Source organism: Gordonia lacunae (assembly GCF_002149015.1).
Classification (GTDB): domain Bacteria; phylum Actinomycetota; class Actinomycetes; order Mycobacteriales; family Mycobacteriaceae; genus Gordonia; species Gordonia lacunae.
This window is the reverse complement of record NZ_NGFO01000001.1, coordinates 1-12323: the sequence shown is the minus strand read 5'-3', so window position 1 is coordinate 12323 and position 12323 is coordinate 1. Positions and strand designations below refer to the sequence as shown.

Annotated in this window: 10 protein-coding genes and 1 pseudogene; 3 read left to right on the top strand and 8 right to left on the bottom strand. The window is 68.7% G+C overall.

Annotated features, from left to right (window positions below; translation table 11 throughout):
* The first annotated feature begins 20 nt into the window (after positions 1-20).
* Both CA982_RS00055 and CA982_RS00050 read left to right on the top strand, forming a co-directional pair.
* On the top strand, positions 21-713 hold the full coding sequence (locus CA982_RS00055; RefSeq protein WP_086533323.1) for a DUF6474 family protein: 693 nt from the start codon (positions 21-23) through the stop codon (positions 711-713).
* A 99-nt stretch (positions 714-812) separates the two neighbouring features.
* Entirely contained in the window at positions 813-1517 is a 705-nt protein-coding gene (locus CA982_RS00050; RefSeq protein ID WP_086533322.1) for a hypothetical protein, read from the top strand.
* Between the two features lie 5 nt (positions 1518-1522).
* On the opposite strand, the gene CA982_RS00045 is transcribed toward CA982_RS00050, so the two are convergent.
* The 8 genes and pseudogenes from CA982_RS00045 to lysX all read right to left on the bottom strand — a co-directional run bounded on the left by CA982_RS00045 (position 1523) and on the right by lysX (position 11913).
* Complete coding sequence (locus CA982_RS00045) at positions 1523-2425, bottom strand: alpha/beta fold hydrolase (protein WP_086533321.1); 903 nt, start codon at positions 2423-2425, stop codon at positions 1523-1525.
* Positions 2426-2444: 19 nt separating this feature from the next.
* Positions 2445-2600, bottom strand: a pseudogene (locus CA982_RS00040) (cyclase family protein); the annotation flags it as partial.
* An 87-nt stretch (positions 2601-2687) separates the two neighbouring features.
* On the bottom strand, positions 2688-3851 hold the full coding sequence (locus tag CA982_RS00035; protein WP_086533596.1) for a PQQ-dependent sugar dehydrogenase: 1164 nt from the start codon (positions 3849-3851) through the stop codon (positions 2688-2690).
* A gap of 428 nt (positions 3852-4279) precedes the next feature.
* Positions 4280-5833 carry a succinic semialdehyde dehydrogenase gene (locus CA982_RS00030; protein ID WP_086533320.1) on the bottom strand — a complete coding sequence of 518 codons (1554 nt, stop codon included), beginning with the start codon at positions 5831-5833 and terminating at the stop codon, positions 4280-4282.
* A gap of 90 nt (positions 5834-5923) precedes the next feature.
* The gene (gene rraA, locus CA982_RS00025) at positions 5924-6415 is read right to left on the bottom strand and encodes a ribonuclease E activity regulator RraA (protein WP_086533319.1); all 492 of its coding nucleotides are present in this window, start codon (positions 6413-6415) and stop codon (positions 5924-5926) included.
* 34 nt (positions 6416-6449) lie between these two features.
* Positions 6450-7358 carry an alpha/beta fold hydrolase gene (locus CA982_RS00020; RefSeq protein WP_208617839.1) on the bottom strand — a complete coding sequence of 303 codons (909 nt, stop codon included), beginning with the start codon at positions 7356-7358 and terminating at the stop codon, positions 6450-6452.
* Positions 7359-7428: 70 nt separating this feature from the next.
* Complete coding sequence (sigK, locus tag CA982_RS00015; protein ID WP_086533318.1) at positions 7429-8046, bottom strand: ECF RNA polymerase sigma factor SigK; 618 nt, start codon at positions 8044-8046, stop codon at positions 7429-7431.
* Between the two features lie 432 nt (positions 8047-8478).
* On the bottom strand, positions 8479-11913 hold the full coding sequence (lysX, locus tag CA982_RS00010; RefSeq protein WP_086533317.1) for a bifunctional lysylphosphatidylglycerol synthetase/lysine--tRNA ligase LysX: 3435 nt from the start codon (positions 11911-11913) through the stop codon (positions 8479-8481).
* A 137-nt stretch (positions 11914-12050) separates the two neighbouring features.
* Here lysX and CA982_RS00005 point away from each other — a divergent pair, with 137 nt between their 5' ends.
* A complete protein-coding gene (locus tag CA982_RS00005) occupies positions 12051-12296 on the top strand; it encodes an RNA-binding S4 domain-containing protein (RefSeq protein ID WP_086533594.1) in 246 nt (81 codons plus the stop codon).
* Positions 12297-12323 lie beyond the last annotated feature (27 nt).

The following is a 12323-nucleotide window of genomic DNA, read 5'->3' as shown; positions in this document are numbered from 1 at the left end:
CAGCAGCGAAAGGGCATTCGATGGGATTGTTCTCCTCCGACGGTACGACGCGTGCGCAGCGCAAGGCAGAGGCCAAGGCTCTCAAGGCGAAAGCCAAGCTGGAAGCGAAGTTCGACGCCAAGTCGCGGCGCAAGGAACAGAAGGCTCGACGCAAGAACGAGCACAAGTACTTCCAGAAGGAGATGAAGGCCGAGCGCAAGACCGCCAAGCATCTCGCCAAGTCCCAGACGAAGGTGAGCAAGGCCGAGGCGAAGAAGTTCGCCGTCGAGGCACAGGCAGCTGCCGACGCGAAGGCGCTCAGCCCGGCCAGCGTGAAGCGCTACCTCACCGTCGCGCGGCTCGTGGCGCCGATCGCCGCACCCGTCGTCTACCGGGCCGCGGTCGCCGGACGCGAGCAGCTCTCGACACTGCAGGCGAATCGCGCCGGGGTCTCGCCGGAAGTGTTGCGCCAGTTCAGCGGTCACGGCGCCGGCCTGTCCGCGCGTATCGCCACCACCCGCACGGCGCTGGAGAAGGTCGTTGCCCAGGACACCAGTGCCGATGCCAAGGACTTCGTCGCTGCGATGACCAAGCGCCTGGACAACCTCGACATCGCGGTGCAGACCGCCGAGACGATGTCGGCCGGTCAGCGTCGCACCGCGCACAAGTCCATCGCCGACGAGCTCGAGGCCGTCGACGCCGACATCCTGGCGCGGCTCGGCGTCCGTTCCTGACACGAGTCCCCGGAAGCGCAAAGACTAGGATGGCCCCACACGGGGCGCGCGGTGGAGCAGTCGCCGAGCGCGTGCCGGACACTTGCGAGGGAGCGCCGAATGACCGAGCCGGATCCGAACGCCACGCCGTCCGACGGTGACCCGAACCGCGACGAGCAGGCACTGTTCCCGATCGACGCACCCGGCGATCCCGGACCCGGCAGCTCTCCCGACGCCGATGCGCCGGCGCCCGCTCCGGCGAAGCCGGTAGCGAAGAAGGCGGCCAAGAAGGCGCCCCCGAAGAAGGCCACTCCGGAGACGGCGGCCGCGGAGTCCGGCGGCGACAAGCTCCCGTCGAAGAAGGCCGCGAAGAAGACACCACCGACGAAGGCACCGGCCAAGAAGAGTCCGGCGAAGAAGGCCGCGGGCGTCGCACCGGCGAAGAAGTCGGCAGCCAAGAAGGCACCGGCGAAAAAGGCGCCGCCCAAGTCGGCGCCGCCCGTACCGGAATCGCAGGCTCCGGCTCCCGAACCCGAAGCGCCACAGGTGTCGGCCCCGGCGTCGCCCTCCGGTCCGCCGGTGACCCGTTCCCCGGAGCCGGCCTCCGCTCCCCCGGCCGCCACGCCTGCCACACCCACGACACCGCCCGCACACCCGCCGGTCGATGTGGTTGCCGAATCCGACGCGGCCCGGGCGACTTTCGCGCAACTGCGCTCGGGTTCCCCGACCGAACCCCCGACCACCAATCTGACGCCCGCATTCGCCGGGTTGGCTGCCGCGGTCGCCCTGATCGTCTTCGTCGTGCTACGCCGTGTCCTCCGCTGAGGGATTCACTCCGACGACCCTGCACCCGGTTCGCGCTTCGGGTTCGAAACCGTAGCGCCCGAACCCCTGTGCGGGCGGTCGATTCGGGCGAGGATCGCGGCCGCGACGTCGTCGGGGTGCGCCTCCGGTAGCCAGTGGTCCGCACCCGGGAGCACGATGAAGTCGTAGTTCGCCTCCACCCAGCCCGAACACAACCGGGCCGAGGTCTCGCCGATCGCGACATCGGCATCGCCCCACACGAAAGTGGTCGGGACCCGGACCGGTCGGGGCGCGGACCGCCTGTCCGGCAGGAACATCGCGCGATACCACCCCAGCGCCCCGGGAAGTGCGCCGTAGTCGCCGATCTCGCATGCCACCCTCGATGCGAACGGTTGCGGGAGTCCCATCCGCTCACCGAAGTCCGGTTGCGTTCGCATCGCCCAGCCGAGAAGCGTCTCGGGCAGCACCGGCACCTGGAATGCGGCCATGTACCAGGACCGGAGGATCTGACCCCGGGGCATGGCACGCAGGAACGCCGCGGCGTGCGGGACAGAGAGGGCGGTCAGCGTTGTCACCCGGTCGGGATGGTGTGCCGCGACGCTCCACCCGACGATCGCGCCCCAGTCGTGGCCGACGACATGTGCTCGCTCGATCCCGGCGGAGTCGAGCAGGGCGAGCACATCGGACACCAGCTCCCCCTGTACGTAGTCTCGTCGCCGCGCAGGTCGGGCGCCGGGTGAGTAACCACGCTGATCCGGTGCGATCGTACGAAAACCCTTGTCGTGCAGTATCGGCGCAACCAGCTCCCAGCACGAGGCACGCTGGGGGAATCCGTGCAACAGCACGATCGGTTCACCGTCTGCCGGACCCTCGTCGATGACATCGAAGGTGTACGGTCCGCGATCGAATCGGGTGAGGCGTGTCGTCATCGATGACCTTCCTGTCTGTTCACACCAGTGCGAGTACCCGCGCCGGGCCACCGGTCCCGCCGGCGAACCTCGGCGCACCGACGACCACGGTCGAACCCTGCGCGGGGACGGCTTCCAGATTCGCCATCGCCTCGACGGCGTACCGTCCGCCACCGAGGATCGCGGTGTGGGCGCCACCCGCAGCCACCCGTAGCGCGGTTCGACGAGACATCCGACCGGCTTCGTCGTGCGCGTGGCCGACGATCGCGTCGTCGCACATGCCTCAGCCGTTCCAGCGCACGCGCAGGATGCGGTCCGAGCCCTCGCCGTCGCTGGTCGTCAGGACCAATGAGCCGTCGGGCGCGACGGCCACCCCGCGCAGGCGGCCGTGCGCATTCGTCAGCGCCTCGGCCTGCGACACCACGCGCCGACTGTCGTCGGAGAGCTTCAGGAACACCAGTCGCTTGCCCTTGAGGGCGGTCAGCACGACGCCGCCGTTGTAAGCGCCCCAGCCGGTTTCGGGCACGAACGCGATTCCAGGCAGCGCGATCGTCTCGTCGCCCGAACTCCAGACCGGACCGATCGCGCCCGGGACCCGGACCGGATCGGTCATCGGCACCGATTCGTCATAGATGATCGGTGTGCGATCCGGCTTGTACCCGTAGTTGCCGCCGGCGACGATGCGATTCAGCTCGTCGTCGCGGCTCGTGCCCTGCTCGATGGCATACACCCGACCGGTGCCGGGCTGGACCGCCACGCCCTGTACGTTGCGGTGCCCGAGGCTGTAGATCGGACTGCGCGGGTTCGGGTTACCCGGTGCCGGGGTGCCGTCGAGCTTGATGTGCAAGACCTTGCCGCCCAGCGAGGTACGGGACTGCGGAATCCACGGGGTGGCGTTGTCGCCGGTACCGACCCAGAGGCTGTCGCCGGTGGCCGCCAGACCACAACCGCCGTGCCGTCCCGACGAGTTGACCGGAATCCCACTCAGCACAGTGCGTTCACGGGCCATCTGGGTCCAGTCGGCGCCGACCCGCCAGGACACGACCTGGATGGTCTGCCCGGTCTGCGGGAACTCGATCGGGAGGTTCGACAGCGATCCGGGCACGCCCGGCGCCCCGGGCACGGTCGCCTCCGCCTGGCACGAGTACACCCGGCGGGTCTGTTCGAACCGCGGATCGATGGCAAGGCCCATCAGCCCGGACTCGCCCTGCGCGAAGATGCGTGACAGGTCGGCACGGACGTTCACGCGTTGCCCTCCCGGGCGTACCGCGACGAATCGTCCCGCCCGCTCACCGGTCAGTACGGTCCCATCCGGCGCGACCACGACGCCCCACGGGATGCTCAGCCCATCGGCGACGGTGGTCACCCGCAGCGCGGGAGCCGCGTCGGCGGCGGGCGTGGACACCAGCGCGCCGACGAGGGCGGCCGAGACGGCCGCGGTCAGCACACCCACACGCGTCCGGCGGGATCGGGTTACGGGATCTCTGCGCGTGCGGGGGCTCCGGGTCACAGGGCCTACCGTAACCACGCTCACACCGATCGGGCAGGACATCCGGCGTCTCGCCGGCGACGACACTCGTGCTTCCTGATCCGGAAGTACCGCAGACCCACTCGCGCCCCCGCTCCCTGAGGAGGCCGGAGCGTGCCGAGGCCGGTCCGAGCCCCCCCCGCTACCTGAGGAGGCCGGAGCTTGCGGAGGCCGGTCCGAGCCCCCCCGCTCCCTGAGGAGGCCGGAGCTTGCGGAGGCCGTCACGAAGGGTCGTGGCGAGACGCGTCGCCAGCCCTTCGTGGCTCGTCGCTTGCGCTCCTCGCACCTCAGGGGCCAGTGGGTGTGGTTCTTCCGGATCAGGGTTCAGGCGGACCGAACGTGCTCGCCTAGCGCCCGGGCAGGTACTTCAGCGCGCGGACAGCGGTCGGCGTGATGGCCCGGTAGATGCTGGTCGGGACCACCGGCATGCGGTCGATGCCGAGGAAACGCTGCTCGGCGATGGTCTGGGGCTCGGTGTACTTCAGCAGGCCCTCGTCACCGTGGCGGCGCCCCACGCCGGAGATGCCCATGCCGCCCATCGGAGCCGCCGTCGACGCCCACGCCGCCGCGTATCCCTCGTTGATGTTGACCGTCCCGGCCCGGAGCTGCTCGGCAACATGTTGTGCTTCGTCGCTGCTGCCGGCGAAGACGCTGGCATTCAGTCCGTAGTCGGTGTCGTTGGCGAGCTTGATCGCCTCGTCGGTGGAGTCCACCGGGTAGATCGAGACGACGGGTCCGAAGGTCTCGTTCGCGAAGCACACCATGTCGTCGGTGACGTCGGTGAGGACCGTCGGCTCGAAGAAGAACGGCCCGAGGTCGGCACGGCGCTTACCGCCGGCGAGCACCTTTGCGCCCTTGGCGACCGCATCCTCGACGTGTGCCTCGGCGGTGTCGATCTGGGCGGCCGAGGCCAGCGAACCCATGTCGGCGCTGAAATCGTAGGAGGCGGACAGCTTCATCGTCGAGACATACGCGGCGAACCGCTCGGCGAAGTCGTCGGCGATCTTCTTGTCGACGTAGATCCGTTCGATCGAGATGCACAGCTGTCCGGAGTTGGAGTACGACGCCCGCGCCGCACCCCGGACGGCGTTGGCGATGTCCGCGCTTGCCGTGACCACCATCGGGTTCTTGCCGCCGAGTTCGGCGGAGAACCCGATGAGTCGGCGCCCGGCCTGCTCGGCGAGGGTGGCCCCGGTCTCCGACGAGCCGGTGAACATCACGTAGTCGGTGCTGGCCATGATGGCCTGTCCGACGACCCCGCCCGGGCCGGGCACCACGGCGTACAGCTCACGCGGCAGGCCCGCCTCGTACAGCAATTCGGCGAGGGCCAGTGCGCAGTACGGAGTCTGGCTGTCGGGCTTGATGACCACGGCGTTGCCGGCGATCAGCGCTGCCACCGCGTCGGACACCGCCAGCGTCAGCGGGTAGTTCCACGGGCTGATGATGCCGACCACGCCCTTGGGCAGGTAGCGGACGCGCACGCTGGTCGCACCCGGCAGCATGCCCTTGACCTTGCGATCGGCCAGCAGCTTGGGTCCGTTCGTCGCGTAGTGCCGCGCGGTGATCGAGACGTCGATGACCTCTTCTTGCGCGTAGATGCGCGCCTTGCCGGTCTCGGCCTGGGCGATGTCCATCAGCGACGCCGCGTTGCGGTGGACCAGCTCGGAGAAGCGGTCGATGATCGCGGCGCGGTCGGCCGGCGTGCGGGTCGCCCATCCCTGCTGGGCCTGGCGGGCACGGGCGACCGCGACCTCGAGATCGTCTGCGGTGGCGACCGGGATGGTGGCCATCTCCGTCCCGCTGAACGCCTCGAGGACGGGACGCGTGGGACGACTCGCGGCGTCGTCGATGGCGACGAGCGCACCGAGGCGAGCGAAATAGTCGGCGGTGGGCTTCGGCATGGCGGTGCTCCTCAGCGCTGTCGGATATCCGGTGTTCTGTTCGATGACGATCGTCGGTCTCGGCGACCGGGGTCTTACTGCTGTTCGGGTCTACCGCGTCTCCGCCGCGACGAGCACGATGCCGTCGTCGTCGGAGTAGACGATGTCGCCGGGGGTGAACGTCTCGCCGCCGATGGTCAGCGGGACGTCGCGCTCACCGGCGCCGGTCTTGGTCGACTTGCGCGGGTTGGTGCCCAGGGCCTTGACCCCGATCTCCATCCCACCGATGGTCTTGGCGTCGCGGATGGCGCCGTTGACGATGATCCCGACCCAGCCGTTGGACCGGCCGAGTTCGGCGATCAGGTCTCCCACCAGCGCGGTGTGGACCGATGCGTCGCCGTCGACGACGAGCACCCCGCCGGGGTTGGACTCACCGAGGACCGACTTCAGGAGGGCGTTGTCCTGGAAGCATCGGACCGTCGACACCCGTCCGACGAACTCCCGGTTTCCGCCGAATTGGGTGAACTGGGTGTCACAGCTGCGGACATCGGCACCGATCTCGTCGACGAGGTCGGCCGTCGGGGTGAAGGTGAGCTCGCTCATGCCGAACAGTTTAGGTGTAACCGCAAGTAGCTGGTTACTCGCGGGTAGGGATCGATCGGACGCCGTCGATGATCTCGGCGACGTCGTCCGGCCGTTCGGACACGAGGAAGTGCCTCGCCCGCGGGAGAACGGCGATCTCACCGGCGCCCAGCACCTCGGCGTATCGCCGTTGCTTCCATTCCCAGAAGTGGCGCCACCCGGGAAGCCTCGACGACGCCACGACGACGATCGTCGGGACACCGGGCATCGGTGCGGATCGGCGCAGACTTCGCAACGTCTGGTTCATCGACCCGAAGGCGGCGTTCTCCACGAGCAGGGCGAGCAGATAGGGCGGCTGCCCGAAGACGTGGGTGCTCCATCTGCGCTGCTGATCGCCGCGCCCCTCGGGCGGTGCGGGCACCACACGGCTCCACACCTGGAAGCTCGGCCAGCGTCGGATGCCGACGCGACTGGTCACCGCACGTGCCGCTCCGACCAGCCGATGAGCGTTGCCGACGCGGAACGACAGCGGGACGATCCGCCACGGCAACAGGACGAACGACCCGTCGAGTACGACCACACCGGCGGTCCGCTCGGGATACCGCCGCGCGAACGCCTCGACGTACAGCGATGCCAGCGAGTGACCCACGACCACGACCGGCTCGTCGACGCCGCGCGCGTCGAGCACGGCGGCCATCCGTTCCACCTCGCCCAGCAACGAGGGATGGTGGTCCCGGCCGATGGGATCGGACAACCCGTATCCCGGCCGGTCGTACCGCACGACCCGCCACGACGCCGAGAGCCGCGCGACGAGCGGATCGAGGTCGAACCAGTTGCTCCCGAGCGCCGCCATCAGCAACAGCGGCGGTCCCGAGCCCTCGTCGAGCACATGGAGACGATGCTCCCCGACCGTCACGAACGTGCCGGGTGACCTCAGATCGTCGTCGCCTGTCGTCTCGTGCACGCGTTCAGTGTGCCTGGGCGGATGGGGCCGCGCCGTCGGACGATGGGACCGGCCGCCGGCGCACCCCGGATCAGCGACCCTCCTGCGCGTCCAGGCAGCTCCGCAGACGGCGCAGCCCGTCCCGCATCCGGGACTTCGTGGTGGGCAGCGGCGTGTCGGTGCGCGCGGCCACCTCGGGATAGGTGAGCCCGCCGAAGTACGACAACTCGAGGCTCCCTCGCTGCAGGTCGGTGAGGTGTCCGAGGCAGGTGCGCACCGCGCTCACCTCCGCCGACCGGACCACGGCCTCCAGCGGAAGGTTCTGCGCGGCTTCGGGTTCCGCACTGCGGACCCCGTACTCGGACATCTTCTCGGCCTGCATGTTCTCGGTGCGGACCCGGTCGACGGCGCGCCGGTGCGCGATCGTCATCATCCAGGTGATCACCGACCCGCGGGTGGGTTCGTAGTCGGTCGCCCGCTGCCAGTACTGCAGGTAGGCCTCTTGGACCACCTCTTCGGCGTAGTGCCGGTCACGGACCACCCGGACGGCCAGCCCGTAGATCCGGGAACTGGTCAGGTCGTACAGGCGGGTGAACGCGGCACGATCCCCTGCGGCAATCGAGGCGAGCAGATCGCGCAGGATCTGCGATTCACCCCCCGGTCCCCCATCATCCGCTCTCGCGGTTGCGTCGCTCCCCCTCGGCGCCATGTGTCAGGTGCTTCGGGGTCGTCGGAGACGAGGTACGGACCGGCTCAGCTGCAGCGTCGCGATCGACGCGGTGAGGGCGGTGTGCATGTCAAGGTCGGCGCGTCCGGCGGACCTGGCGGATGGGCTCATCGAGGATCATTCCGGGCACCTCTCGTCAGACGGGGGGGTCGACGAGTAGGTCGTTCGGCCCTATCGCACCGTTACACATATCGGCTAGGTGTAGCGCACGCCGCGCTTTCCACGGTGTCGGGAACACCTTTCCAGAAGGAGCGGCACCGCCGGCTCACGCGGTGATGCCCTCGATTGGGGAGCGCCTGACCTCGACGCGCGGTAGTGATACCCGCCTCCACGTTCCGGCAGCCGGGCCCGACGCACGACCACGACGCCGTCGTCCGCCTCGGCGGCTGAGGCGAACGATGGGCGACGGGCGACTCAGGAGTCCTGCGGTTTCGCGAGCGGGAACGCCAGCGACTCGCGGATCGACTGTCCGGTGATGAGCATGACCACCCGGTCGACACCGACACCCAGACCTCCGGTCGGCGGCATCGCGTATTCGAGCGCCTGCAGGAAGTCCTCGTCGAGCTCCATGGCCTCGGGATCACCGTCGGCGGCCAGGATCGACTGCTCGGTGAGACGCTTGCGCTGCTCCACCGGATCGGTGAGCTCGGTGTAGGCCGTACCGAGTTCGACGCCCCAGGCGACGAGGTCCCACCGCTCGGCGACGCCCGGCTTGCTCCGGTGTGCGCGCGTGAGCGGCGATGTCGACGTCGGGAAGTCGGTGTAGAAGGTCGGGAAGGTCGTGCGGTCCTCGCCGAGGTGCTCGTAGAGTTCCAGCACGATCTGCCCGGCATCCCAGTCCGGCCGGTGGTTGATCTCGAGGCGATCGCACACCGCTCGCAGCTCCTCGACAGAGGTCTCCGGGGTGATCTCCTGCTCCGCCCCCTCGGAGACCACCTGATGGACGGTCTTGACCGGCCACTCCCCCGAGATGTCCACGCGCTCTTCGTTGCCGTCGGCGTCGGTACGCACGATCACCGGTTCCCCGTAGGCCGCTGTTGCCGCGTGCTGGATCATCTCCCGGGTGAGGTCGAGCATCTTGAGGTAATCACTGTGCGCCTCGTAGGCTTCGAGGCTCGTGAACTCCGGGTTGTGGCTGAAGTCGACGCCCTCGTTGCGGAAGTTGCGGCCGATCTCGAAGACCTTCTCCACGCCGCCGACGCAGAGACGTTTGAGGTAGAGCTCCGGGGCGATGCGCAGATACAGATCGAGGTTGTAGGCGTTGATGTGCGTCTGGAACGGGGTCGCGTTGGCGCCGCCGTGGATCTGCTGCAGGATCGGTGTCTCCACCTCCAGATAGCCGCGCGCGGAGAGGAAGTCGCGCAACGACTTCACGACGAGACTGCGCGTCGCGAGCGACGACCGCGTCTGCTCGTTGATCGCCAGGTCGACGTAGCGCTGGCGGACACGCGCTTCCGGATCGGTGAGACCGGCCCACTTGTCGGGCAGGGGGCGCAGGCACTTGCCGTTGATCCGCCAGGCATCGATCAGGATCGACAGCTCTCCCTTGCGGCTGGTGCCCACGATGCCACGAGCCTGGATCAGGTCGCCGAGGTCGACATCCGTTCCGAAATCGGGGGTTCCCGGGATCACCCGGGAATCCTCGACGAGCACCTGGACCTCGCCGGACCAGTCGTGGACGTTGGCGAACACGACCTTGCCGAAGTCGCGGAGCCGCGTCACGCGACCGGCGACGGTGACGACGGTTCCCTCGGGTTCGGCCTTCGCCTGCGCGATCGTATGGGTGGGCTGATCGGCCGGGGGGTACGGATCGAAACCCCGCTCGACGAGCCGGTCCATCTTCTCGAGCCGGACACGGACCTGTTCCGGTCGATGGACGACCGCACCCTCGGGTGTCGCCGTCTCGGCCTCGAGCTCGGCGATGAGGGCAGGGGCGTCGACACCGGGCGGGATCGACGGCGGACCCTGCGTGTAATGCTTGGCCCGGCCGAAGCGGGGCAGCGTGATGAACCCCTCGGTCACGATCGCGGCCAGTCCCACGCGCGGCAGGATCCGGCTGTCCTCGAAGCACAGGTAGCGCGACTGCCAGTCCGGCAGGTACTTCGCATTCGACTTGTACAGCGACTCCATCTGGAAGAACCGCGAGCCGAACATCAGGACCGAATAACCCATCCGCATGACAGGTCCGGCACCGATCTGCGGCCCCTGCTCGAAGAACGCACGGAACGCGGCGAAGTTGAGCGACACCTCGGTGATGCCCAATTGTTCGGAGTTGCGGCACAGTTCGGCGACCATCGTCTCCACGACACCATTCGGTCCGTGGCGGTCGCGACGCATCAGGTCGAGCGAGACGCCCCGGCGCCCCCACGGAACGAACGACAGCATGCCGACGACCCTCTCGTCGGGCCCGCCCTCGTCCATCACCGCCTCGACCAGCAGGCAGTCACCGTCCGCGGGATCACCGATGCGCGAGAGCGCCATCGCGAAGCCGCGTTCCTCGTCGGTGTCGCGCCAGTCGTCGGCGCGCGCGACGATCTGCGCCATCTCCGACGGTTTTCCGTCGATCGAGCTCGTCGAGATCTCGGAGTGCCGCCGGATGCGGACGCCGACACCGGCACGGCGCGTGCGGGTCACGGCTTGGCGCACCGCCTTCATCGCCGACCCGCTGAGGCTGAACTCGCGCGTGTGGAGGATGGCCTCGTCGCCGATGTTGAGCGAGACGAAACCGGCGGCATCGAAGGCCGCCGCGCCGCGGGGGCTCGACCCCATCGACGCCGGATGCCACCCGTATTTCTCGCAGAGCGTGAGGAACTCGGCGATGGCCTCGGGCCACGACTCCGGATCGCCGATCGGATCACCGCCCGCGAGGCCGACGCCCATCTCCACCCGATAGGTGATGGCCGCGCGACCGTCGGGCGAGAACACGACGGCCTTGTCGCGCCGGGTCGAGAAGTACGCCAGCGAATCGTCGTCGTTGAACCGCGCGATCAGTGCGCGGATCAGTGCTTCGTCCTCGGCGGTCATGAGCCAGCGCAACCGCTGCGAGCGGAACAGCACGATCGCCGCCGCGATCAGCGCCAGCGCACCGAACAACCCCAGCAACCCGTTGACGAAGAGGTGCGTGTGCCGGCCGTCGAACGACGCGTCCTGGTCGATGGCCCCGAAGGCGACCACGCGGTTGAACGCGTAGGGCAACCGATCTCCCCGGGTCAGCGTATGCGGGAAGGCCCACACCAGCGCCCAGCCCAGCAGCGTCGCGATGACCAGCCCGGCGATGAGGGTGCCGAACGCCGCGGGGATCGCCCCCTTACGCACCCGCGTGTAGAACTGGCGATACGTGGCCAACAGGAACATCAGCGCAAGAGCGTCGATGAACAGGCCGAGGTAGATGTTGGTGCGGTCCCACCGCGTCACACCCAGGTCGTCCTCCAGCGACGGCACCAGATAGAGGACGTTGGCCGCCATGAACAAGATCAGGTAGACGACGCTGATCCACCAGGCGATCCGCTTGCGTGCCGACAGCGCGACCGCGAGCAGCGCGAGGACGAACGCCCAGGCGAAGCTCGTGTCGGGCAGGGTGATGATGTAGTCGTCGACATAGCGTCGCGGGGCGTGGATCAGATGTCGGATCGCCGGAAAGAGGCTGGACAGCAACGCGATAGCGGCGAGTACGCCCACCACCGTGCCGGCGATCTGTGGCGCGCGGGTTCCGAAACCCGTGGGCCGCCGGATCTTGTCGAGGAGCGCCAGGGAGCGGCGATCGGCGGCAGTGGGCGCGCGCGAGGGACCGACGTGGTGCTCGTCGGGGTTCTCCGGGTCGACCGGCGCGAGGGGGGTGTCGGTGGCCATGCGTAAACGGTAGTCGGGAACAGGGATATGTCCCCGCACTCCACGCGGATTGGCCCTGTCCGGCTCAGATCGTCTCGCCGGGGCGCGCTCGTCCCGGCATGGTCCGGCCGGGGTGGCCGCGCCCGCACCGTACCGGCATGATCGAAGCCGTGTACGACGTGACGATTCGCGACGAGTCCATCCGCCTCGGCCAGTTCCTCAAACTCGCCAACCTGATCGAATCAGGAGCGGAGGCCAAAGAGGTGATCGCCGACGGTCTGGTCAGCGTCAACGACGAGGTGGAGACCCGACGGGGCCGGCAACTGGTGATCGGCGACGTGGTGTCCGTCGGCGGGATGAGCGTACGAGTCGCTTCCGGGACCGACGAGCCGCCCGCCCCCTGAGGTGCGAGGAGCGAAAGCGACGAACGC